Consider the following 25,627-nt stretch of genomic DNA (forward strand, 5'->3'; position numbering starts at 1 on the left):
CTATTGACTCTTTTCTAACTTCAGATAGATGATTTCAATATTTCATAGGTATGTATTATGTGGTAGTCATATAATTAACTAAACTTTTACATTTACCCTAAATGATGTATAATTAATTATGATAAAATATAGTGAGGGAGGAGTTTCTATTGTATAAAATTGTTGAGAAAAAAGATCTTGCCCCTAACATTGTTTCAATGGACATTTTAGCTCCAAGGGTTGCAAATTCTGCTCAACCAGGTCAATTCGTCATAGTTATAGTTGATGAAGCTGGAGAAAGAATACCTTTAACTATCTGTAACTATGATAAAGAGAAAGGAACTGTAAACATAGTAATTCAAGCTATGGGTAGTTCTACAAAGAAAATTGCAGCTCTTAATGAAGGTGATTACCTAAAAGATTTTGTAGGTCCCCTTGGAAGACCCTCAGATTATGTTAATGCAGACATTGAAGAAGTAAAAAAACAAAGGGTTTTATTTGTAGCTGGTGGAGTTGGAGCAGCTCCTGTATATCCTCAAGCTAGATGGTTCCATGAGCATGGAATTGGCGTAGATGTTATAATTGGTGCCAAGACCAAAGAATTGATTATTCTTGAAGATGAAATGAGAGAGGTAGCGGCAAACGTATACATTGCCACAGATGATGGTAGTTATGGATTCAATGGCATGGTAACAGGGCTTATGGAAGAGCTTATTGTTAATCAAGGTAAAGAATACGATTTGGTAGTGGCCATTGGGCCGATGATAATGATGAAATTTGTATGTTTGTTAACAAAAAAACTAGGAATTAAGACTATCGTTAGTTTAAATCCAATTATGGTAGATGGAACGGGAATGTGCGGTGCTTGTAGAGTAACCGTTGGCAATGAAACTAAATTTGCATGTGTAGATGGACCAGAATTTGATGGACACCTTGTAGATTTCGATGAAGCATTAAAGAGATTAGCCCAATATAGGGAAGAAGAATTAGAATTGGCAAAACGCGGTGAAGAAAAAACCTGCACATGCCAACATGGAGGTGCTAATTAATGGATAGATTTAAAAGAGTTCCTATTTCAGTACAAGATCCGAAGGAAAGAATTACAAACTTTGATGAAGTTTGTTTAGGATATACGGAAGAAGAAGCGATGGCTGAAGCAAAAAGATGTTTGAATTGCAAACATCATCCTTGTGTAGGCAATTGTCCAGTAAATATCCATATACCCAGATTTATTAAACATATTGCAGAAGGTGAATTTGAAGAGGCTGCTCATGTACTTGCAGAACAAACAGCTTTGCCTGCAGTTTGTGGAAGGGTTTGTCCTCAGGAAGAACAATGTGAGAAAGTATGTGTTCTAGGAATCAAGGGAGAACCAGTCTCCATAGGAAAACTTGAAAGATTTGCCGCTGATTGGGCAAGGCAGCATAACATCAATCTAGCAAAGACTAAGGAAAAGAATGGATTTAAAGTAGCAGTTGTAGGTTCAGGGCCTGCAGGAATTACATGTGCTGGAGATTTGGCAAAGGAAGGCTACGATGTAACCATATTTGAGGCTTTACATGAGCCAGGTGGAGTATTAGTATATGGGATTCCAGAATTTAGACTTCCAAAAGAAACGGTAGTAAAACCAGAAATTGAGAATTTAAAGAAATTAGGAGTAAAAATCGAGACTAATGTAATAGTGGGTAGAACTGTTACCATTGATTCCCTTTTAAACGAAGAGGGATTCCATGCTGTCTTTATAGGTTCAGGAGCAGGACTCCCTAAGTTTATGGGAATAGCTGGAGAAAATCTAAATGGAGTATTTTCTGCTAATGAATTCCTAACTAGAAATAATCTAATGAAAGCTTTTAGAGAAGATTATGATACTCCAATTAAGGTTGGCAGCAGAGTAGCGGTTATTGGTGGTGGAAATGTTGCTATGGATGCTGCAAGAACTGCACTTAGACTTGGTGCAGAAGTTTGGATAGTTTATAGAAGAACAGAAAAAGAATTACCAGCTAGGGTAGAAGAAGTTCACCATGCTAAAGAAGAAGGAATTAAATTTGAGTTCTTAACTAATCCTATTGAAATTATTGGAAATGAAGATGGATGGGTAAAAAGCATCAGATGTCAAAGGATGGAACTAGGCGAACCTGATGAATCGGGTAGAAGAAGACCAGTACCTATTATAGGATCCGAATTCGAAATTGAAGTCGATACTGTCATAATGGCTTTAGGTACATCACCAAATCCACTTATTCCTGCAACTACATCTGGATTAGATATAAATAATAAAAAATGTATTGTAGTTGATGAAAATGGACAAACCTCAAGAGAGGGAGTTTTCGCTGGTGGTGATGTTGTAACTGGCTCTGCAACTGTAATACTTGCAATGGGAGCAGGTAAAAAAGCAGCTAAAGGCATCGATAAATATATAAAAGAAAAGTATGGTGAAAAAGCTGAGGCTTAAAGAAACAGTTTTAACTGTTGGCATATAGTCAGCAAAAACAGCATGGTTGAATGACCATGCTGTTTTTTTGCAAAATAATTAAATATCATTATTATTCGAAAGTCCCTTTCTGATGGATTTGTGGTATTAGGATAGTGAAAGTTGTTTATTATGTGATATAATTATAGAAATTGAAATGTATATAATAATCATAGTGAGCAGTGGGACATATTTCTTAAATTTTGAATTTAAATTGCATATTATCTGGTAAAATAATTTATTATTAAGACGAATGTCCTTAATGAAATCGTTTTATTCGAGTATAATAAAGAGGAGGACAACTAATGGATATTATAGAGATTATTGAGTCCGATGCTTCTATAAAGGATATGTTAATGAATTGTCCTTATGATATCCTGAAGAGATGGGAAAGAAAGGATTATAAAAAGGGAGAGGTAATCTGTCATCAGGATGTAATCTATGATTATTTTTATATAATAATTGATGGTTATGTGAATATATGTAGAACTGCAGAAAATGGTAGAAAGTACTCACAATCCATATATAAAAAGGGCAATTATTTTGGAGAACTAGAAATATTTGATAGGAAGCCTTATATATGCTGCGTAGAAGCTTTAACTGATACTAAAACAATAAGGATAAAGCGAGATTATTTTTTACAATGGATAAGTTCCGACCTACATTTCTCCTTATATATTACAAAAACCTTATGTGATAGCTTTTATAAATTGTCAAAATTAGCAGGGGAAAATACCTTGTATTCTCTAAAATATAGAATCTGTAATTATCTATTATATGAAGTAGATTCCAATGATAAAGGTTATTCTTTAGAAGTGAAAATAAATAAAGAGCAGTTAAGTGAGCAGTTTGCTGTAACTTCAAGAAGTATTAATAGGGTTTTGCAGTATTTAAAAGAAAAAGAGCTTATAGAAGTTTCAAATAACTCTATATTAATTACAGATATTGAAGGATTAAAAGAAGAGGAGAGGATGAGTAGAGAAGAATAGCTTAGTTTATAATGTTTTAAACTTTATATAAAAATCTGTTTTATGCAGAATATTAAATAATAAAATGTAAGGGGGAAACAAATATGAAAAGAGGAATTGCGCTGATTTTGGCTTTAGTTTTTGTCTTTGCAGTACTTTTAACTGGATGTACCAGTGAAGAAACACCAGTTGATGAAGGGTCAAATCTAAAGGTTGGCTTAGTGTTAGCTGGTGGGCTAGGAGATCGTTCCTTCTATGATTCAGCTTATGAAGGGGTAGAAATGGCTAAAGAAGAGTTAGGTATAGAGTATAAGGTATATGAATGTAGAAATGACCCATCACTTTATAGCGATCAATTAGTACAAGCATCAGAATATGCGGATATAGTAGCGATAGTAGGGCATGAATTCTTTGACTTGTCACAAAAAATACCATCTGAGTTTCCAGATGTACATTATATCTATGTAGACAATGCAATTGAAGGAATTGATAATCTAATAACTATCAGCTATATGGAAAATGAAGGCTCATTCTTAGCTGGTGCTTTGGCTGCAATGCTAACTACTGAGACATCTATAGAAGGTATTGATGAAGAAAAAATAATAGGTATGGTTGGCGGGCTCGATATACCAGTTATAAGGAATTTCTATGTTGGATATGAAGCAGGAGCTAAGTATATAGATCCAGAAATAGATGTAAGGGTAATATATGCAGGAGACTTTGAAGACCCAGCTAAGGGTAAGGAAGCTGCAACAGCTCTTTATGCAGGTGGAGCAGATATAGTATTCCATGCAGCTGGTAAAACCGGTGAGGGAGTATTTGAAGCTGCTGAAGAATTAGGGAAATATGCTATAGGTGTAGATGCCGATCAACGCTATATAAATCCTGACCACATAGTTGCAAGCATGATTAAAAAAGTAGGACAATCCATATACGATACTATAATTGCTATCCAAAATGACCAAATAGAAAAAGGTAAAGTCATATTCTATGGACTAGACAAGGATGGTGTAGGGCTAGGATTTGGCACTGAGGATATGCCTCAATTTGCAACAGAAGAGATGAAGGCAAAAATAGAGGAAATAAAAGCAAAGATTATAAAAGGAGAAATAGAAGTACCAACTGCAAAGGAAGAAGAGAAGTAGATTTCTACTTCTCTATTTTTCCATAATTTTCGGTTTGAAAGAGGTGATAGAAGTGGCTGAAAAGCTAATAGAGTTGAGAAATATTTCTAAACAGTTTCCAGGAGTACTAGCAAATGACAATGTAAGCCTTGATATAGAAAAGGGCGAGATTCATGCAATTGTTGGAGAAAACGGAGCTGGAAAATCAACATTGATGAAGATATTGTATGGACTATATCAGCCAACTTATGGTGAAATATATATTAATGGAGAACCTGTAAAAATAAAAACTCCATTGGATGCTATAAATCTAGGTATAGGCATGGTTCATCAGCATTTCATGTTGGTGCCTTCCTTTACGGTGGCAGAAAATATAGTATTAGGAGTTGAGCCTAGAAAAAATAAGGTTTTTACAGATTATCATAAAGCAGTTAAAATAGCTGAAAAACTATCAGAGGAATATGGACTCAAAGTTGATCCCCATGCAAAGGTAGAATCCCTTTCTGTTGGGATTCAACAGCGTATTGAGATTTTAAAGGTATTGAACAAGGGTGCAGATATAATCATATTAGATGAGCCAACAGCAGTTTTGACTCCCCAGGAGACAGAGGAGTTGTTTAAAGTTATTAGAAGTTTGGTAGACAAACTAGGTAAAACTGTAATCATAATAACTCATAAGCTTCAAGAGGTATTAGATCTCTCTAATAGGGTAAGTGTCATGAGACAAGGAAGGATGGTAGGAACTTTAGAAACCAAAAATGCTAATGAGCAGATATTAGCAGAAATGATGGTAGGTAGGGAAGTTTTGTTTGAAGACCTAATGAGAAAAAACATATCTAAGAAGGAAGTACTAAAGGTTAAAAATATTAAAGCTAGGGACAACAGAGGACTTATAGCCTTAAAAGGTGTAAGCTTTAATCTTCATTCTGGAGAGATTTTAGGTATAGCTGGAGTAGAGGGCAATGGCCAATCAGAGTTATTAGAAGTATTGACGGGTTTAAGGTTGGCTGAAGAAGGTTCAATTTTGGTAAACGGAGTTGAAGCTATAAATAAGCAGCCGCTGGAAATAAGAGAACTTGGTATATCCCATATACCTGAAGATAGATTATCAACAGGTCTTTCAAGGGAAGCTACTCTAACTGAAAATATGATTTTAGGTTTTCACAGGAAGGAACCCTATGCTATAAAGGGAATCCACTTAAATAGGAAAAAAATCAGGGAGAGGGCAGATAGGTTAATCAAAGAATACGACATAAGGACTCCATCCCAAGATGTGATAGCAGATAATCTTTCTGGTGGGAATATGCAAAAGATGGTTATTGCAAGGGAATTCTCTTTTGATTCTGAAATACTTATAATAGCTCAACCTACCAGAGGAGTGGATATAGGTGCTATCGAGTTCATTCATAAGGAAATTATTAATAAGAGAAATGAAGGTGCTGCAATACTGTTAGTTTCTGCAGATTTAGATGAGATTTTCAGATTATCTGACAGGATAATTACCCTTTATGAGGGTGAGATTACAGGGGAATTTTTAAGGGATGAAATAACGAAGAATGAAATAGGCTTATATATGACTGGGAAAAGAAGGCTCTAGGGTAAGGAGGTATATGATATGAAGAATAAGAAAAATACAGAGTATCTAATTTCATTATTTCTATCAATATTAGCTTCTCTCGTAATTGGAGCATTTATAATGATGGCTAATGGCAGACATCCTATAGTAGGCTATATATCACTGATCAATGGTGCTTTTGGTTCAAAGTATAATATAGCAACGACTTTAGCTAAAACGGTGCCTTTAATTCTGACAGGTTTTGCTACAAGTATATCTTTTAGAAGTGGTATTTTTAACATTGGAGGAGAAGGACAGCTATATTTGGGAGCTTTTGGTGCAGCCCTTGTAGGTATTACCTTTGTGAATTTACCAAGTATAATAGGCATACCTTTTGCTATTTTAATTAGTGCTATAACTGGAGGAATTTATGCGTTACTTCCTGCCATATTGAAGGTTAAATATAATATAGATGAAGTGATTGTAACCATAATGCTAAATACGGTTGCGGTTCTATTAACTGGGTATTTAGTAAACTATCCCTTTGCTTCAGAAGTAGGTAAGCTAGGTGCTACTGAGGTTATAGCAGACACTTATCAATTATCTCGATTAGTTAGACTATCAACATTGAATACTAGTATCTTTCATGTTATTGTAATTGGAATCATAATGTACTATCTTTTAGAGAGAACATCCATAGGATATGAAATTAAAATGGTAGGGCAGAATGTGAATTTTTCCAAATATGGTGGAATCAATGTAAAGAAAAGAATGATATTTGCCATGGTAGTATCTGGCGCCCTATGTGGAATAGCAGGAGCCTTTGAAGTATTAGGTGTTCACTATAGATTCTTACAGCATATATCACCAGGGTATGCTTGGGATGGTATGTTAATTGCTCTGATAATTAAGAACAATCCTATTGGAGTAGTTTTGATGTCCATATTCTTTGGAGCTTTGAAAACTGGTTCTATTTCTATGGAAAATGCAACGGGAATTCCATCAGAACTAATTTCTGTTATACAATCTATAATCATACTATTTATAGCAGGAGAAGCTGGATTTAAAGCTAAGATTCAAAGTTATTTTGCAAATAGAGGAAAAAGAAAAAAGGCAGGTGAGGAGAATGTTTAAGGAAATAATAAATCTTACATTGCTCCAACATACGATAAGGACAGCTACTCCCTTAATATTGGCGTCATTAGGAGGTTTGTTGACCCAACATGCGGGGATATTGAATATTGGTATGGAGGGTATGATTTTACTTGGAGCCTTTTTTGGAGTTGTCGGTAGCTACTTTTTTGGCTCATCTTTAGCTGGAGTTCTTTTAGCAGTAGGTGTTGGAGTGCTTATAGGCCTTTTATTTGCCTATTTTGTAATAGATTTGAAATCTGATGAATTCATAATAGGCATTGCTATAAATATGCTTGCAGGAGGTTTAACAGTATTTTTACTTAGAAGTATATTTGGAGTTAAAGGAGCATTTTCTTCACCAGATATAGTACCACTTCCTAGATCCAATTTAAGTTTTCTAGGAGGTATTCCAATTTTAGATACCATATTTAACAACCATACTGTCTTTGTGTACGTAAGTTGGATACTAGTTGTATTGGTATATATGTATTTATATAAAACGCCTCACGGAATATGGTTAAGGGCATCAGGAGAATTTCCTGAAGCTTTAGAAACTGCGGGGATTAATCCAAGAAAGATGAAGTACTTAAGTTCTATACTTTGTGGAATTTTCTGTGGATTTGCAGGAGTTCACTTATCCCTAGGATATTTGACTTTATTTACAGAGAATATGAGTGCCAATAGAGGGTTTATAGCTATGGCAGCTATTATATTTGGAAGAGCACATCCTGTAAAAACTTTAATTGCAGCGTTTATGTTTGGATTCTTTGATGCTTTAGGTATAAGACTACAGGTAGTAGGTATACCATCTCAGTTTACACAGATGATACCTTATTTAGGAACCATAATAGTACTATTTATAGTAGCTAAAAACCATCTTAGGAAAAAGAAAAAGGTTTTAGAAGGAGAGTCATACAATGAATAGGGAATATGATGTAATTATACTAGGTGGAGGAGTAGCAGGTATTTATGCTGCTAAGGCTCTAATTAAAGGTGGTAAGACTATAGCACTAATAGAAAGGGATTGTTTAGGTGGTGTGGCACTTAGATGGGGAGCTTTGCCTGTTAAAAGAGTACTTGATTATTTTAAAGAGAATTCAGGAGATGTTGATAAACTACTTGATGGTTGGGAAGATGATTTGGTTGAACTGAGTAGAATGATTGAAAAGAATATTTCATTTTTAGGTGCGGATGTCTATTATGGTGAAGGTGAATTTATAGATTCTCATAATGTAATAGTAGGGGAAAAGGTCTTGAAAGGCGAATATATAATAATTGCTACGGGAACGGAACCAGCTAGTATTGACGGTATAACCATTGATGGAGAGATGATAATTACTCATAAGGAAGCCATAACTTTAAAGAACATTCCTAAGAGTATAATTATACTTGGTGGAAATGTGGAAGGAATAGAATTTGCATTTCTTTATAGAGAACTAGGGATAGAGGTAGTACTTGTTGAAAAAGAAGATAAACTTTTGTTGGGTTATGATGATGATTTAGTAGAACCTATAGAAAAAAAACTATTAGAAAAAGGAGTTAAGATAATAAAGGGAAGAGCAGCAAATAAGGCCTATATTGAAGAGGGGAAAGTGAAAGTGGTTTTGGAAGATGGTTCTGTAATAAATGGTGAGAAGACATTGGTTACCTTTTTTAGGAAACCTAATTTTCCAAAAGGTATTGAAAAGCTAAATATAGGTTTAGATAAAGACAAGGTTCTTGTAGATAAGAATTTTAATACTAAAGAAGATAATATTTTTGCAATTGGAGACATAAATGGAATTATAGGATTAGGAAATGTAGCCATAAATCAAGGGCTACAGGTAGCAGAATATATACTGAGTAAAAGAGATATAAGTATAAAGTACGAATACCTTCCTAGAGCGGTATTTACCTTGCCTGAAATAGCAGGTATAGGCAAACAAGAAGAGGAATTAAAGGGAGTTAAGTATAAAGTTGGATACTGTAATTTAAAGGAAACCTGGAGAGGCTGGGCAAGGGGTATAGAAGAAGGTTTTATCAAGGTAATCGTAGACGAAAGGAAGAATATATTGGGAATATGGATGGTAGGGAACTTGGTGTCAGAATACATAGGTCTGCTCAGCCCTTTATTTAATAGAAACCTTACAATAGATGATATAAAAAGGAATTTAATTATCCATCCTACCTTGATGGAAGGAATTCTGGAAGCAGTACTGAATATTCAATGATGGAAGGTGATAGCATGCAACAACCACATATATTATTAAGACCAGGAGATGTATCTAAATATATTATACTTGCAGGAGATCCTGGTAGGATTTTGAGACTTGCTAATTTTTTAGATTCTTATGAGGAGTTAGCTTATAATAGAGAGTTTAGAACTATTAGAGGAAGCTATAAGGGAGTAGATATAACTGCTACATCAACGGGTATAGGAGCTCCTTCTGCTGCTATATGTATGGAGGAGCTAATAGCTTGCGGTGGAAAATACTTCATTAGAATAGGCAGTGGAGGTGCTGTACAGCCTTATATTAAACTTGGGGATTTAGTCATATCGACTGCAGCTGTTAGAGAAGATGGAACTTCAAGAATGTATGTTGAGGCAAGCTATCCTGCTGTTGCAGATTTAGAGTTGACAAAAGTGATTATAGATACTTGTAAGGAGTTAAGTTTTCCATATCATAGTGGACTTACAAGAAGCCATGATTCTTTTTATATTGACAATGAAAAGGAGATAGTGGATTATTGGAATAAGAAAAATATACTATCTTCAGATATGGAAACAGCTATAGTTTTTACCTTAGCTCAGTTAAGGGCAGTTAAGGCAGCAAGCATATTGAATACTGTAGTAGAGTTTGATGATGATGTAAAAAGTGGAATTGAAGGTTATGTAAATAAAGAAGCTAGCACTATAGAAGGAGAGAAACGTGAAATAATGCTAGCATTAGAGTCAATATTTAGATTAGAAAAAATTAGCCTTAAAGGCTAATTTTTTCTAAGTTGAGTCTTCAAGGAATTTTTATCTTTTTATTTCATGTTTAATATTGAGTGCGAATTTTTTCGCTATTTCCTCTATATTTGGGACTTTATTAATTGCTCCTTTGTCATTAGCCACTGCCATTAAGGCAAAATAGGGTGGTAATCTAAAGGTTTTATTTATATTTAAACTGCTTATCAATTGTTTAGCTAGAGCATCTCCGCCAGAATGACCAGAAACGATTATAGAAAAAAGGGTTTTATCATAAAATTTAACCTTTCTAAATAGTGCTGTTAATCGGTTTATCACTGCCACAAGATTGGCAGTAATCATATCATTATAATTAGGACAAATGAATACGAGGCAATCGGTTTCCAATATGGCAGGGTAAACTTCTGTTACCACAACTCCTCCATAGAAACACTTAGCCTGTTCTCCATAGTGCTTACAGGTTTTATAAGGACAACCTATGCAGTCTACAATTGTACCATTTTGAATGTTGACTTCTGTTATGTCCATTCCATTTAAATTTTCTTTCACTATATCCCATAGGGTTAATGTGTTAGAATATTTTCTATTACTAGAATGGAGTACAAGAATTTTAGGATTTTCTATTCTCTTTATTTCATCTTGAATAAACCTTTTCCCCAATTCTTCACATAAGAATAAACAGACTTCTTCTAAAGATAGATTATACACTTTTATTAATGGGATGAAATTGTCCAAATTTCCTGTAGCTTCTACCATAGGTCTACCGGGGAATCTGCAACCTAATAAATTGGATTTAAATATTATGGATTGGGCTTCAGTCTTTGTAAAGTGCTGGTATCTGCTGTGTATTAATACAATTCCTTCGGAACCAAGCAAAGAATCGTATCCCCTTTGGAACAATTTTTGGAAAAAAATATTTAGGTTATTACTGACTCCGGTTATAGGTAATTCTATAGCAAATATAAGCCTTGCATTTTTTAAGTCTGGTAAGGTCTCATAATCTGTCAAAATACTATAATCGATATCTTTGGTAGTTTTTTCAATCATCTTTTCTAAAAGGGAAGAAGGCTTTTCAGGTAATATCAAATAATATTTCTTCATATTATACTCACTAACCTTTCATAGGTCTTTTCTATCTTTTCGAATAATTTGGAAGGAAGATTAAGCTGTTCAATTTCTATCTTGTTATTTCTAAGCCTACACTTGGTACCCATATATGCTCTACCCATATAGGTAGCCCCATAAAACCAATCTCCTTTAATAGTAGAAATTATGGATAGAGCACCTGAAGAAAGACTGGGAGCGACATAGGGTTTAAATCCCAACTTTCTAATCTCCTTATTGGCATTTATAGTTTTATTGGTTAAGTATTCAGAAATATCTTCATCATAGTTTTCTATACTATCTGCTACGATTAATCCTTTTCCATGGGGACCGAATACTCTACCTTCTTTTAAAAAATGGATTGTTTTTTTAGATTTTTTGGCATAAAAACTTGCTCTGCTATTCATAACTCCAAGCCCATAGCCTATGATTTGATCTGAAGCTAACCCTTTAAAATCATATTTACCTTCTTCATCCTTATTGCTCTCTAAAAAAGCTACTTTACATAATAGGTCTACTGGGTCTGACACAACAGCAAATATTCCTTTAAATCCTTCATTTCTTGCTAATGTTGCATATTCCTTTATTATTTCAGAATTAGATTCAAATTGAACCATTCTTACATCCTCCACTTGGCTGCCTACAGGAGGTACCCCTTTAGAGGCACAGAAAACGAACATATCGCAGTCGAACAGCTGATCTTTATTCAATGGAAAAACTGCCGGGAAGGATTCTTCATCGAAGGCTTTTACTATTTGGTTAATTTCGTATTCCCATCGTTTTAGCCTGTTGAAATTTCTATCATAGATTCCTATTTCTTTAATACAATCCTTACCCAATAACCTTAAACCGATCAAAAGAGTGCTACCTACATCCCCTAAAGCTAATAAGTTTATCTTCCACTTCGATTTGTTTCCTTTCTCTAACTCCATTTTCCAATTAGGATACTGGGTATTAATTGAAATAACTAATCCTTTATTTATCTTATCTATTAACCAAGAGGGAATTGAATTGGAATAGTCCTTATTATCCAAAAGGAGTAAATCAACCCCCTCTTTTTTTAAGAATAACAAGGATGGATGACTTATTAAGAAACTTCTTCTGGATTCAAATGGGTTTAATCTATTTAGAAAATAGAGACTTCCTTCATATGTTATAATCTCTTTTTCCGAAATCCTCTCAAACTCATCGTATTCTAAAAAGGAGAATAAGTATTTGCCATTATGTTTGTAATAATTGATCATATCCATTTACCCCCTTATAATGCTTATTTGTAAACTAAATTTTCTATCCTTTTAAGATGTTCTAAATCCGCTTCTAAACAAGCGGAAGGTTTTAAAGTACGAATATGTTCAGTACTGGGGTATATATCTGGCTTTCTAGGAGAGACTAGTATTTCTCCTAAATTTTTTACTATTAAATTTTTTTCGTGAATATCCTGATATACTCTTTCAATAGTTTTAAAAATTTCTGTTGCGTTTTTTAGACAAGTTTCAGATAAATTATAGATATTTATAGTTGGAGTATTTTTAATGAAACTGGGTGAAACGTAAGGAAGTATTAAATTAACGCTAGGTATTAGATAATCCTGAAATCCTTCTTTTTCTACCATATCTCCACCTATAAAAGGATATAAATCGCTTTCATTAAACCAAAGTTTTAAATTGGGAACGAAATAGGCACAGTCTACAGGTATATCTTTTACCTTTCCTACCTCTTGGCCTCTACCCGTTAGAATTCCAACTATTATCTTCTTTATGCTAATATTAGCTTCCTTCAACAAAGGCACAATTACATTTAACCTATAGCCTTTATGGAGTAAGTCATCTACTAAAATCACTGGTCTATCGAAGGATTTTATCACTTTTGTCTGTTCTCTTAGGCTTAAATAATTAGGGTAAGATTGAATGGTAAAATCAGTTATACCTGTATTAAATATCTTTTCAGTATGCATGGTTTTAGTAATGGTATTAGGTAGTACTGTTCCGTTTAGTATGGAACCAAAGGGCACACAGATATTTGGACCTAAAACTTTATTTCTTTTTTGGACAATGGGTACTTCATTAGTTTTGCAAATTTTTTCGATTAATTTGCTATAAATCATATCCCTATTGTAGGAAATCAACAACTCTCCTGGATATAAGTTGGAAACAGCTTTCTTTAATTTTTTCCTAGTCTTCTCGATAACCTTGCATATTTCTTGATTGCCTTCAAAGGGTGGTTTTAATAAATTTTCTAAATCCTGGTTTAGAGTTATAGGATTATTCATATCCACCATAAAAATCTGACAGTTATTGTATTTAAAGGGAGTTTCAATAAACCCTTGATCCTTAAGGTTTTCGAGTATGAATTTCAAATTATATTGAGTTAAACAGTTCTTAAAAATGGCATAATTATAGTCTGAATTGATACAATAGCTTAATGTTTCATTAATAATTATTTCAGCACTTTTATAGCTATTGTCCTTAGTATAAATACCAGATATTAATACCATCCTACCCTTAGCATGCTGCCTAAGATACTCTGTAATATTGGTGTTTTTAAATTCATCATACAACATGCTATTTTTAACCCAGTAGAGGGTTGAAAATCCTAATATAGACCCATCTTTAGTTTCTTTAACTAATACTATAGTTGGACTCAATTTATTCTTTAATTCATAGATGCTTTCAATATTTATTACCTGAGCAACCTCACCACCTATATATTCAATTAATTTATCATCTATTGTTTCTATTATTTCAGTTTCCATAGTCTTAGTTTGAACTAGATATTTATACTGAGGTTCGTTCAAATAGAGCCCATACCTATAAATGTATCTTTGGGCTAATGGGTCTATTAGATTAGAAATATCTCTATTTAAATCTATTAATTGTCTAATTTGAGATGAGCTAATATCTTCATATTGGGGAGGAAGGGAAAGCTTTAATACTTTACCCTTTATTCCATTAATTCTTTCTTCTACGATGGTCTCTTCATCTTCTGTAGATTGTAAACTCTTTCGATCGAAAACTATATGGTTGAATTCGTTTATTAATCCATTTTTTTTGTAAGCGGAAGCATTAACTAAAACATCTGTACCTACTACAATATATAGATCCTTATTTTCAAATAGAGATTTCAACTTAGTCAAATCCTTATCATTACTTATATTGATAGGTGTTTCACTAGGGAATAAATACACATCCCTTTCATGGGCGATGGTTATATTGATAATATCTCTTCTAAACTTATGAGGCTGGGTCCTTTTAGACCATGAAAATTCGTCTACAGCTAAATAGACCTCGAAGCCTTCCCTTTTAATTTCTGAAACGATTTTTTTATGACTTAGGGAGAAGGGATCGAAGCTGCCAGGGAAAAAGGCAATCCTTTTATGATTTTCCAACTTAATACTATCATGGTTTAATTCATAGTCTAATATAAATCTATATATGCTGTTTAAAGACGATGAATTGCTGAGAAAAACGAATTCGTCATCTTCTCTTTTAGGGAGTAGTGTCAGTATCTTTTTAGAAATCATGGTAAAAATCTCACACTTTTCTTCTAATAGCAATTTATTCGAATTGAAAATATGACTTCCTATAATTCTAAAGGCTTCAGTTTTGATTTCATTGTTAAATGAGGCCATTCCATTTAATAATAGTCCTAGTAATCTATCCAGTCTTTTTTTATTTAAGCGTCTTTCTTCATTGAATCTTTTAGCATATTCTGGGTAGTTCTCTATACAAACTCCTATAGTTTTTAATAATAGGAATACTATCTGGATACTAGATTGTCTAATTTTTTCCTCTAAATCATCTATCACCTCATCCAATTCAGTTGGTTGAAGATATAACAGCAAACGACCCAAATAATTAGGTATATATTTGGTAAATTGGTAATTTTCCATTTCTAAAGCCCTTAAAAGTTCAACTGCAATATCATTTCGTTCTTCTTGAGATAAAAACTTATATATATGAAGTAGAGTATGTCCAGCATAATTACGTACTTTTTCTTTAGCACTAACTTTTAATAAGTTGCAAAAATGCATTCCAGTATAAAGTCCAAAAGTTTTTGGTGTTTTTTTGACCTGGTCATAGAGAATATCTATATTTACCTTTTTATTCATCCATTCCGTTGCAGTCTTTAGATTTTTTAAGAATATATCAGAGGTATTTTCTTCTACACTCTTATAGTTGGTTTCTAAAATATTCAGTATGTGGGATTCCAGATTAAGTTTTTTACCTAATTTATATTTTAAATAGTTTTCTGAAGGATAAGGTGAGAGGAGCAAATTTTTTTTCAACCAATTATTCAATAGAACTATAAAACCATCCTTTTTCACTAGTTCATCGAGAATTTCGTCAATTATATCTAAAATAGTTAGCCTAACTTCTAAACTGCCTGAGTTTAATTGTGCAATAATATATTTATGAAGTCTTTTTAAATGCTCATCTTGTAAGTAATCGAGGGGAATGTATTTCAAAGTTTGGGCTAGATATAGTTGGCTTGTTGAGGTCAGCAGTTTATAATTATCATAATAAATCAATAATAATTTAGAATATTTAACGTAGTTGTCCTCCCTTGCATTATTAAAAAGGGATTTTATAATCGTCTTTAAATTGTATTGCCAATCTATATGGGATTCTTCTACCTTATGATCTGGATAAAGAATATAATTTAACAAATCTGATAATACCTGATAACTAGTAGTTTCCTGATTATAAACATTTATGGATTTGGGAGTTTCCTTTCTGTATTCCTCATCATATTGACTGATTAGAAGCCCAATTAATTCAGCAGCCTCCTTGCGAATATCTTCCTCTTTATGGAATAGTAGGTCTGTTAAGAAGTGCAATGTAACAATTTTTTGTCTTTGAGTTAAATAAGTTGAATATTCCTTAAATATCTGTAGATATTGACGAAGCTTTCTCCAGCTATATTCGGATCTAGCCATTTCCAGTATATTGTCGAAACTAGTATCATCTAACAGCTTAGCCATTAGGAATATATTATGTTCTATGGCGAAATATTTTATATTGTTAACTATTTCCTCATCCTTCATCAGGGCATAGGGCATGGCATCTTTTTTTTCTATGATTTTACTAGTTATACTGGTATCAACCCCTAAACTTATCATATAATCTTCAAAATCCTTTAATTTTTTATATACCTTTTCGTATCTTCTCTCTTTTTTTGAATCTAAATTGTCCAATTTATTAAGTATAACGCTATAGGCTTTGTCTAATGTATAGATATGCATCTTATAGGTATCTTCATCTTTTTTATTCTTTACTCTGAAATCTGCATAGATTAATACTAAGGATTCTAGAGGAAGGTTTTCTAATTCTAGGTCCCAAGTAGAATGATTAGTGGCAATATGACCAGTTTTTTCTATATTTAAACTGTTAAACCATTTTTCAGTATAGTAATAATGAAGATAAGGAACCCTATCCTTGTCTTTATCTTCCACACCGTATTTACCTATATCATGGCCTAATCCTGCACCAACTATAATGCCTAAATCAATAGGTAGGCCTAAGTTTTTAAGTTGTCTACCTATATTAAGGCTAAGATGATTAACTCCAACTACATGATCTAATGTATTATGATTAGTTAAGGAAAGGTCTAGTTTCATCAATTCATATATCCATTTGCTAAAAAAAGCTTCTTTGAAAATAAGATATTCTTCTAGAAATTTGCTTTCCCTTTCTTCTTCAGGATTCAAAAAGCTTATAGGATATCTATATAAAAAGCTATTTCTGCTATACTTCATTTCCAGATGGCAAAGTTTTCTTAAAAGGTTTAGGAAAAAAGAGACTAAAGGAGTAAGGTTTTCATCAAAATTCCTCCGGACTTTTTCCGGGAAGGAGAAGTTTAATACATAATCATAAATATAATAAAGCCATTCTAGTTCGTTGAATTTCTTATGCTTAATATAGAGTCCATGCAAAAGTTTGATCAAAGATAAGGCATCATACCTATTTTTTGAAATCGTATTGCTTAATCTGCTTTTAAACTCATTATTTTCAATAAAGATAAGGAAATCCTCTTGGTGGTATTTTATATAATCCTTTTCTAATTCTTCTAAAATAAAACTGTAAAATTCATTATAGGCTTTAATCATAAAACCCTCCTTTTATACTCCTCTCCCGTTGGGGTTGCAGCTACTCCTCCTAATGCAGTTTCCTTTAAGGATTCGGGCATAGCTTTACCTACCTTGTACATGGCTTCAACTACTTCATCAAAAGGTACCAAAGACTTAATTCCTGCTATTGCTAAGTCAGCTGAGATTAAAGCATTGATCACCCCAGAAGCATTCCGAAAGGCACAGGGAAACTCTACTAAACCAGCTACTGGATCACATACTAATCCCATTATATGAATTAAGGCAAAGGATGCTGCATTTAAAGAAGTTTCCACATCTTCTCCTAACATTTCCACTACTGCCGCAGCAGCCATAGCACTGGCAGCCCCACATTCTGCTTGACAGCCTCCTTCAGCTCCAGAAATGGTAGCGTTTTTTGCTATTATTTCGCCAATTCCCCCAGCCGTAAACAATCCACGAATCATATCTTCTTCCGTTAAATTAAATTTCTCTTTCACTGTAATGATAGCACTAGGAAGTATACCTGAGGCGCCTGCAGTTGGAGCAGCGACAATCTTTCCCATTGAAGCATTAACTTCGGAAGTTGATAGGGCTTTTGCCATGGCAGAGCTTATTAAATCCCCACAGATGGTTTTCCCCTTATTTCTATAGTCTTCCAGTTTTTTAGCATTGCCTCCTGAAAGTTTTGAAACGGAGATAATTTCTTTATCTAGTCCACTTTTAGCAGATTTTAACATAGTGTCTAGCACCAATTTCATTTTATCCATTAGTTCATCATACGTCATTTTATTATAATCCATTTCTTTCTCCATAACTATTTCCGATATTCTTTTATTCTTTTCTTTACATAATTTGAGCAATTCTTTTCCAGTATTGAACATATTTAAGCCCTCCTAATGGAATTAATACCCTTAATATATTGAATTTCTCCTAATTTTTTTATTCTATCTATTACCTGATCTTTTATTGGATCATCTAATTCTATTACCATAGTTGCAATGTTGCCTTCTCGAGTTACCTTCATAGTAGCGATATTTATATCTTCATTTGCAAGTATTGCACTTATTCTACTAATTGTACCTTTTTGGTCCTGATATTTTAGCAATATAGTAGGATAATCTCCAGTAAATTCTACCTTATTTCCGTTTATATCTATTATGAGTATATTACCTCCTCCAATGGATGAACCAGTAATATAATAGTTTTCTTTATCTTTAAAATAAAAAACCATTTTTACCGTATTTGGATGAACATAGCCTAAATCAGCTTCTATAAATTCTATATCAATCCCCTTGTCTTTGGACATATTTAAGGAGTCTCTGATTCTTTCATCAGAGGGATCCATACCAAGAATACCTGCTACTAAGGCTCTATCGGTACCATGTCCTCTGTAGGTTTTGGCAAATGAACCATGTAGGTAAAAGGTAACCTTATAAAAGTTGTTTCCTGCAATTTCTCTTCCTATTTTTCCAAGCCTTGCAGCTCCAGCAGTATGGGAACTTGAAGGTCCAATCATAATTGGCCCTAATATATCAAATATGCCATAGTTTTTCATCTTAACTCTCCTTTCTTAAATATTATTTTAACATTATATCATAATAAAAGGAATAAAAAAGGAGGGTTACCCTCCTAATGTTATTTTCTGTTTTGATATATTATATAAAGACCAGCGATTATAAGTAAAACAGGCCAGTATTTAAAGATGTTGAAGAATTTGAATATGTGGCTAGGTAGTATTAGTTTTGCTAACATATAACTCCCTACGATTATCAAGGCAATTCCAATAAAGAGGGGAGTGTTTTTTCCGCTTATCTCTGAAGAATTATCCTGGTATATGACTCCATCGTCTTCAGGAATTATTAAGACACATACTATATAGGCTAAAAAGCCAGGTCCTCCAGGCATAAAAGTAATTAAAACCCAAAAAATACGTACTATTACAGGGTCTACATTGAAATATTCACCAATTCCACCACAGACTCCAGCCAGTACTCTATCGTTGCGGGAGCGTTTTAATTTTTTATTCATATGCTTCCTCCTTATTTTAAGCATGGTACTAAGTATTATTTTAACAGAAAATAGGTAAAAATTAAATATGGCTAATGGATAAATTTATTCACAATAAAGGTTCTTTGTGATAACATTATTAAAAGAATAGGATTGAATTGGAGGCTGAAAATGTTTACCATAATTTCTTTAATATTTAAATATATTTTCATAGCAATTATATATTTATTTATACTGAGCATAATAAGGCTTATATATTTGGACATTAAGGGAATAGATACAAAGGTCCTAGATAATGCAAGTTATCTAAAACTTATAAATAGGAAGGATACTTTGCCCTTCAAGGTAAAGGAGTATTATCCACTGAATCAAGAAGTATTTCTAGGGCGGGGGAAGGATAATGATATTGTAATAAAGGACCCTTATATCTCGAAAAAACATTTAAAAATTGTGGAGGATGAAGGGGGGCATTATCTAGTGGATTTAGGCAGTGCAAATGGGACCTATTTAAATGGAGATAGGATCCTCGATGTAGTAAAGCTTAAGAATGGTGATAGGATAAGAGTTGGTCAAATAGAATTCCTATATGTAGGTAGAGAGTAGGGATATAAAATGTTTAATAAAAGGGTTAGTTATAAATATCCACGTAATTTATTAATGTTATTTGAATTAATGGCTTTATTTCTTCTTTTTATTTATAACAAGGATAATTTGAATAGATTTACATTCATATATGGATTAGGGCTTATACTTATTGTATATGTATCCAATTTTTTATTATTGCGAATATCTACGGGAGATAATTATATCTTTTTAATTGTTACTATGCTTTTAAGTATTGGAGTTATAATGATTTATAGAATAGATCCCTTACTTGGCATAAAACAAATCCTTTGGATAGGCATGGGGATCTTCATATTCTTTGTAACCTATTTAGTTTTTAAGAATATTAATGACTGGGAAGAATGGACTTTATTTTACGGAATTGCCTCTATTATATTGTTTATAATTACTCTACTGTTAGGGACTAGAATTAGAGGAGCTATCAATTGGATTTCAATTGGAGGCTTAAGCTTCCAACCTTCTGAAATTATTAAACTGTTGACTATCTTTTTGATTGGCTCCTATTATGCTAGATACGAGCATTTTAAGGAAAGAAAATATGGTTCTTATTATTTAATGGGGATTATATATGTATTTATCTTATTTTTATTCTTACAAAGGGACTTAGGCACTGTATTGATATTATATTCTCTCTTCATAGCACTTCAGTTTATCTATGAGGAGGATAGAAAATTAATATTAATTAATCTTTTGATTTCAATTGTAAGTGGTATATTAGGCTATATGATGTTTCCACATGTAAGAACCCGATTTGAAACCTGGTTAAATCCTTGGAAATATATAGATAATAAAGGTTATCAAATAACTCAATCTCTATTTGCTATTGCAGAAGGCGGCTTTTTTGGTACTGGAATTGGATTAGGTCACCCAGATTTTATTCCTGAAGTTCATACGGATTTCATTTTTTCAGCTATATGCGAGGAAATGGGGATATTTACAGGAATAGGTATTATAATGCTATTCTTAATATTAGTCTATCGGGGGTTTAAAATTGGGATGAACCAGCGAAATAAATTCTATAGAATAATTGCATTGGGAATAAGCATATTGTTTGGGATTCAGTCCTTTATAATCTTTGGGGGAGCTTTAAAGATGATTCCCCTTACTGGAATTACAATTCCCTTTGTTAGTTATGGAGGAAGTTCCATGTTATCCAGTTTTATTGCTTTGGGAATCCTTCAGGTAGCATCGGAAGAATTGGATTTTGAGGAGGCAAAAGATGGATAAAGAACTTAAAAGGATAATCATTGTGTTGGCAGGTGTTTGTACCTTATTTGTAAGTCTAGTGGCATATTTAAGTTTTTTTCAAATATTTAAAGCTGAATCCATAAAAATGAATAGTTATAATAAAAGGCTATGGATAAATGAAGAAAAGATATTGAGAGGTTCCATCATAGACAGAAATGGAAAGATTTTAGCCTACAGTGAAAAAGTTGGTGATACCTATAAAAGATTCTATAATTATGGTAATCTGTATAGCCACATAATTGGATACAGCTATAGGGAATATGGAAAAGCTGGATTAGAATTGGAGTACAATAATGCCCTATTAAATATTAGCGATTCTACTCCTTTGAATGAGCTTAAGAACATAGTCATTCCCAATTCAGAGGGCAATACCCTTAAACTTACCATAGACCATCATTTGCAGGAATATAGTAGGAATCTTTTAAAGGGACATAAGGGTTCTATAGTAGCTATGAATCCAAGTACAGGGGAAATATATGCTATGGTAAGTTTACCAGATTTTAATTCTTCTACCCTCAAAGAGGATTGGAAGGCTATTGTAGAAGATGAAAATAGTCCCCTATTGAATAGGGCAACTTCAGGGCTATATACACCTGGTTCCACTTTCAAAATAGTAACAGCTGTAGCAGCCATTGAAAAAAGTGATTTAAATAGAGAATATGAGTGTTCAGGTAGCACCAAGATAGATGGTTATATTTTAAAGGACTATAATGGAAAAGCTCATGGGAAATTAAGTTTAGAGGATGCTTTAGTTAAATCATGTAATACTTATTTTGCAGAGAAGGGAATATTAATTGGGAAAGATAGATTAGGGGAGATAGCTGAAAGGTTTCTAATAAATAAAAAAATTGACTTTGACCTATCTACAGCTAAATCCACCTTTCCTTATAAGGATAATTTAGGGAAAACAGATATTGCAGCTGCAAGCATTGGACAGGGGAAAATCTTAATGACTCCTCTCAATATGGCTTTAGTAGCTTCAGGCATTGCAAATAAAGGAGAAATTGTTAAACCCATTTTAGTCAAGGAAATTATTTCTCCTGAAGGCAAGGTAGTAAAAGATAATCAGCCTCAAGTTATTTCAAAAGCTACTGATGTATTTACTGCTAACGAAGTAAAGAATATGATGGTAGAAAGCGTAAAAAGGGGGACTTCTACAAATGCTAGTATAAAAAATGTGAGGGTAGCAGGGAAGACTGGTACTGCTGAAAATCCTTCTGGGAAAACCCATGCTTGGTTTGTTGGGTTTGCCCCTGCAGAGGATCCTAAAGTTACAGTGGCAATAGTTTTAGAGGAAGCAGGTAGTACAGGAGGAAAAGCTGCGGCACCTATAGCTAGAAAAATCATATTAGAGGCTCTAAATACTATTAGATAAAAAAATCCTCTTCTTTGGAAGAGGATTTTTTTATAGAAATTTGCTTTTTAGATTATTCCAATACATATTTTTATCAAAGTTTAATCTAGATATGGTTTTAGGGGGAACGGTAAAGGTTATTTCAGTTATGTTATCATATTTGATTTCAAAACCATCTACTACTATTAGAATGGAATTTTCGTATCTATATTCGGGCCTTACTGTAATTGGAATTTCCCCTGGTACCACTGTACTATTAGATAAGGAACGGTAAGCCCTTGAGCTGATGGGAGATAAAGGTGTAATTTGTAAAGTCTTTAAAGAAGGATATATTATACTCCCTCCTGAGGAAAAATTATAAGCTGTGCTTCCAACAGGAGTGGAAATAATAACACCATCTCCACAGAATTTTTCCAGATGGTTTCCATCTATATAAATTTCCAAATGGACTACTTTGGATTGGATTCCTTTAATAACTATTTCATTGACTCCATATAGTTCAAAACAATTGTTTTGAGTGCATATATTGGATTTTACTAAATAGATTTCTTCTATGACATAATCCTTATTCATATATTTTTCTATGAATTCATCTATATTTTCAGGCAGTATTTCTTGGAAGAAGCCCAAATGACCTGTATTAATTCCTATGAACGGTATACTTGGAAACTGATATTTGTGTACGGCTCTTAAGAAAGCACCATCGCCACCAATGCAGATATTTAGTTCAGCTTTATCATCATATTTTTTAGGGATAACAAATCCTTTTTTTTTCAGTTTATCAACTAATATATTATAGGTTTGTTTTGAATGAGAATTATAATTGTAAATAACATTTATAATTCTCTTATTATCTAGAATCAAATAATTTCCCTCCAAACAATATAACTTTAAATTTGCAATTTTTTTGGTATAATAAACTGTATATATTATACAATAAAAGATGAAATATTTGGAGGGCAATATGAAGTTATTTGAAAATAATGAAGATATAATAGTATATAATGTGGAAAAAGAAGGCATATCCTTAGAAGAATTTTTATTTAATAAAGAAATTTCTGGCAGGTATTTTAGAAAGCTATATAAAGGAAAGAATATATGTGTTAATGGAGAGTTTAGAATGAAGGATTACCTGTTAAAAGAAGGAGATATTGTATCTATAAGATTGGAAGAGGAAGAAAACAATATATCACCAGAACCTATCCCTTTAGAAATTATATATGAGGATCTAGATTTATTGGTCATAAACAAACAGCCCTTTTTAGTAGTACATCCTACAAAGGGACATCAGACCAATACGATTTCTAATGGGATAAGTCACTATTTTATGACTAAGGGCATTAATAGAAAGATTAGGTTTATTAATAGATTGGATATGGACACGTCTGGGATATTATTGATAGCAAAATCACCTTTTGCCCATCAACAAATGGCTTTACAATTTGAGAATAATCAGGTAGAGAAGAGGTATTTAGTAGTTGTTTCTGGGCTTGTAAAAAAGGATGAAGGGACTATAGATTTACCCATAGGCAGGGAAGAAGAAAAAAGCATCAAGAGAATAGTAACTAGTAAAGGTAAGCAGGCCATAACTAAGTATAAAGTAATAGAGAGATATAAGGATGCTAGCCTTTTAGATGTGCAAATACTTACTGGTAGAAGTCATCAGATACGAGTCCATCTAAACCACATAGGTCATCCTATTATCGGTGATACCTTATACTATAAAACTAGTGAATACATAAAAAGGCAAGCTTTGCATTCATATTATATAAAGGCAAAACTTCCTAGAAGTAAAGAGGAGATTGAACTAAAAGCCTCTATGCCACAGGATATTAAAAATCTAATTGATGTTTTAAAAAGTAGTTAATACAGTATTCTTTAGTTTTATATGTAACTTATTCCAATTTCTCTTTTTCGTTTGTTTTTTTAGATAGGTTTAAAGTTTTCATTATTTCTATCATTTTAGTCATATCTTCTATTTGTTTCTTTTCCTTCTCATTCCTTCCCTCCATTAAAGGTTTTAGAAAATCCATCATATTAGCAGGGGTATTTAAAATTTCTGGATTTGACATGATCGAATTGAAAATTGTAAGCAGTTTGTTGAATTTATCCAATGTTAAAATCGTTTCGGCTGCAACCCCTATTCTATTTATTTCCTCATTTGAAAGTTCTTTTTTAATTGTATCGGCTATGTAACTTAATCTCTGCTGATTGTTCTCAACTGGGATAGAATGTAGAATATAATTGCTTTCTGATTGGATGAGGAATTCCATTGTCTGATATAATTTAATAAATTTTTCAGTAATCATTAAAGCTCTATTTATTAATGGCACATATTCACTAGGGAAGTAAGGGCCAATTTTTTTGAAAAGTTCTATCTTTTCTAATGTATAGGGAATGTTTAATTCCATTTTTTTAAAGGACTCTCTTTTATTTTGACCTTTCTTTTCTTTTTTGGAGTAGGAGCTAAGTAATAGCATTAATAAAAGCATATTATACATATAAAAATCCTCCTAAAATTAATAATCTATATATATTTTATGTTCAAACATGTAAAAGGTTACCATATTTAATTGTAATATATTGAATTGCTAGCTCATAAATTAGACTAGAACTATTAAGGAGGTAATAGAGTGAAAAAAGATGAAAAAATAAAGAAGGCTTTGGATGATTTGAAAGATTTTCAACCAACAGAAGAGCAAATAGAGCTAATTGAAAGTCTTGCAAACACCTATGCCAATAGATCGGAAGAGGATATATTTGTTGAAATAATAAGGGTTAATGAGGAGATGGAGGCTAAAATGAGTCCTGAGGAGTACGAGGCTATATTTGAAAAATTGGATAGTATAAGACAATTATTAAATGAAGAACAATTGGAAAAATTGGACAAAATATTGTTAGCTTTAAAAAAAGATCATAAATAGATAAGTAAGTAGGATTCCTCTGTTGATTCAGAAGGAGTCCTATTTTGTTACCAAATATATGAAATGGACAAAGGGGGGTTATGGTGGTATAATTTTTA

General features: G+C 32.8%; 20 protein-coding genes and 1 pseudogene. 13 read left to right on the top strand and 8 right to left on the bottom strand.

Going from position 1 to position 25,627, the window contains the following annotated elements:
* The first annotated feature begins 149 nt into the window (after positions 1-149).
* The 8 genes and pseudogenes from BLV68_RS16415 to BLV68_RS09665 all read left to right on the top strand — a co-directional run bounded on the left by BLV68_RS16415 (position 150) and on the right by BLV68_RS09665 (position 10,201).
* Positions 150-2,431 (top strand): annotated as a pseudogene (locus BLV68_RS16415) (bifunctional dihydroorotate dehydrogenase B NAD binding subunit/NADPH-dependent glutamate synthase).
* 323 nt (positions 2,432-2,754) lie between these two features.
* Entirely contained in the window at positions 2,755-3,438 is a 684-nt protein-coding gene (locus BLV68_RS09635; protein WP_093753254.1) for a Crp/Fnr family transcriptional regulator, read from the top strand.
* Between the two features lie 83 nt (positions 3,439-3,521).
* Positions 3,522-4,562 (top strand): BMP family lipoprotein, encoded by a 1,041-nt coding sequence (locus tag BLV68_RS09640; RefSeq protein ID WP_093753256.1) that lies wholly within the window; start codon positions 3,522-3,524, stop codon positions 4,560-4,562.
* A gap of 52 nt (positions 4,563-4,614) precedes the next feature.
* Positions 4,615-6,138 carry an ABC transporter ATP-binding protein gene (locus BLV68_RS09645; RefSeq protein ID WP_093753258.1) on the top strand — a complete coding sequence of 508 codons (1,524 nt, stop codon included), beginning with the start codon at positions 4,615-4,617 and terminating at the stop codon, positions 6,136-6,138.
* Positions 6,139-6,156: 18 nt separating this feature from the next.
* A complete protein-coding gene (locus BLV68_RS09650; protein WP_093753260.1) occupies positions 6,157-7,230 on the top strand; it encodes an ABC transporter permease in 1,074 nt (357 codons plus the stop codon).
* Entirely contained in the window at positions 7,223-8,155 is a 933-nt protein-coding gene (locus tag BLV68_RS09655) for an ABC transporter permease (protein ID WP_093753262.1), read from the top strand. The genes BLV68_RS09650 and BLV68_RS09655 overlap by 8 nt, the downstream gene beginning before the upstream one ends.
* On the top strand, positions 8,148-9,440 hold the full coding sequence (locus BLV68_RS09660) for a dihydrolipoyl dehydrogenase family protein (RefSeq protein ID WP_093753264.1): 1,293 nt from the start codon (positions 8,148-8,150) through the stop codon (positions 9,438-9,440). Before BLV68_RS09655 ends, BLV68_RS09660 begins: the two co-directional genes overlap by 8 nt.
* Before the next feature lie 14 nt (positions 9,441-9,454).
* Positions 9,455-10,201 (top strand): nucleoside phosphorylase, encoded by a 747-nt coding sequence (locus BLV68_RS09665; RefSeq protein WP_093753342.1) that lies wholly within the window; start codon positions 9,455-9,457, stop codon positions 10,199-10,201.
* Positions 10,202-10,231: 30 nt separating this feature from the next.
* Here the strand turns inward: BLV68_RS09665 and BLV68_RS09670 are convergent, their stop codons facing one another.
* The 6 genes from BLV68_RS09670 to BLV68_RS09695 form a co-directional block, all read right to left on the bottom strand.
* The gene (locus BLV68_RS09670; protein ID WP_093753266.1) at positions 10,232-11,281 is read right to left on the bottom strand and encodes a flavodoxin family protein; all 1,050 of its coding nucleotides are present in this window, start codon (positions 11,279-11,281) and stop codon (positions 10,232-10,234) included.
* Positions 11,278-12,528 (bottom strand): lactate dehydrogenase, encoded by a 1,251-nt coding sequence (locus BLV68_RS09675; protein ID WP_093753268.1) that lies wholly within the window; start codon positions 12,526-12,528, stop codon positions 11,278-11,280. Before BLV68_RS09675 ends, BLV68_RS09670 begins: the two co-directional genes overlap by 4 nt.
* Positions 12,529-12,551: 23 nt before the next feature.
* The gene (locus BLV68_RS09680; protein WP_093753270.1) at positions 12,552-17,390 is read right to left on the bottom strand and encodes a cytidyltransferase; all 4,839 of its coding nucleotides are present in this window, start codon (positions 17,388-17,390) and stop codon (positions 12,552-12,554) included.
* Entirely contained in the window at positions 17,387-18,253 is an 867-nt protein-coding gene (gene sdaAA / locus BLV68_RS09685) for an L-serine ammonia-lyase, iron-sulfur-dependent, subunit alpha (protein WP_093753272.1), read from the bottom strand. The genes BLV68_RS09680 and sdaAA overlap by 4 nt, the downstream gene beginning before the upstream one ends.
* Positions 18,254-18,255: 2 nt before the next feature.
* Positions 18,256-18,927 carry an L-serine ammonia-lyase, iron-sulfur-dependent subunit beta gene (gene sdaAB / locus BLV68_RS09690; protein ID WP_093753274.1) on the bottom strand — a complete coding sequence of 224 codons (672 nt, stop codon included), beginning with the start codon at positions 18,925-18,927 and terminating at the stop codon, positions 18,256-18,258.
* 80 nt (positions 18,928-19,007) lie between these two features.
* Complete coding sequence (locus BLV68_RS09695) at positions 19,008-19,400, bottom strand: PspC domain-containing protein (RefSeq protein WP_159428672.1); 393 nt, start codon at positions 19,398-19,400, stop codon at positions 19,008-19,010.
* Positions 19,401-19,550: 150 nt separating this feature from the next.
* Here BLV68_RS09695 and BLV68_RS09700 point away from each other — a divergent pair, with 150 nt between their 5' ends.
* The 3 genes from BLV68_RS09700 to BLV68_RS09710 are packed head-to-tail and all read left to right on the top strand — an operon-like array spanning position 19,551 to position 22,626.
* Positions 19,551-19,982, top strand: a complete 432-nt coding sequence (locus BLV68_RS09700; protein WP_093753280.1) for an FHA domain-containing protein — start codon at positions 19,551-19,553, stop codon at positions 19,980-19,982.
* A gap of 9 nt (positions 19,983-19,991) precedes the next feature.
* On the top strand, positions 19,992-21,230 hold the full coding sequence (locus BLV68_RS09705) for an FtsW/RodA/SpoVE family cell cycle protein (RefSeq protein ID WP_093753282.1): 1,239 nt from the start codon (positions 19,992-19,994) through the stop codon (positions 21,228-21,230).
* Positions 21,223-22,626: a peptidoglycan D,D-transpeptidase FtsI family protein gene (locus BLV68_RS09710; RefSeq protein WP_093753284.1), complete on the top strand. Its 1,404-nt coding sequence runs from the start codon at positions 21,223-21,225 to the stop codon at positions 22,624-22,626. The genes BLV68_RS09705 and BLV68_RS09710 overlap by 8 nt, the downstream gene beginning before the upstream one ends.
* Positions 22,627-22,656: 30 nt before the next feature.
* On the opposite strand, the gene BLV68_RS09715 is transcribed toward BLV68_RS09710, so the two are convergent.
* Positions 22,657-23,466, bottom strand: coding sequence for an NAD(+)/NADH kinase (locus tag BLV68_RS09715; protein ID WP_200773744.1), 810 nt, complete (start codon positions 23,464-23,466; stop codon positions 22,657-22,659).
* A gap of 103 nt (positions 23,467-23,569) precedes the next feature.
* On the opposite strand from BLV68_RS09715, the gene BLV68_RS09720 reads away from it, so the two are divergent.
* Complete coding sequence (locus BLV68_RS09720) at positions 23,570-24,472, top strand: RluA family pseudouridine synthase (RefSeq protein WP_093753288.1); 903 nt, start codon at positions 23,570-23,572, stop codon at positions 24,470-24,472.
* Positions 24,473-24,500: 28 nt separating this feature from the next.
* Here the strand turns inward: BLV68_RS09720 and BLV68_RS09725 are convergent, their stop codons facing one another.
* On the bottom strand, positions 24,501-25,106 hold the full coding sequence (locus BLV68_RS09725) for a hypothetical protein (protein WP_093753290.1): 606 nt from the start codon (positions 25,104-25,106) through the stop codon (positions 24,501-24,503).
* Positions 25,107-25,238: 132 nt separating this feature from the next.
* Here BLV68_RS09725 and BLV68_RS09730 point away from each other — a divergent pair, with 132 nt between their 5' ends.
* Positions 25,239-25,529: a hypothetical protein gene (locus BLV68_RS09730; protein ID WP_093753292.1), complete on the top strand. Its 291-nt coding sequence runs from the start codon at positions 25,239-25,241 to the stop codon at positions 25,527-25,529.
* The last annotated feature ends 98 nt before the right edge of the window (positions 25,530-25,627 follow it).

The sequence above is a fragment of the Tepidimicrobium xylanilyticum genome (genome assembly GCF_900106765.1).
Lineage (GTDB): Bacteria > Bacillota > Clostridia > Tissierellales > Tepidimicrobiaceae > Tepidimicrobium > Tepidimicrobium xylanilyticum.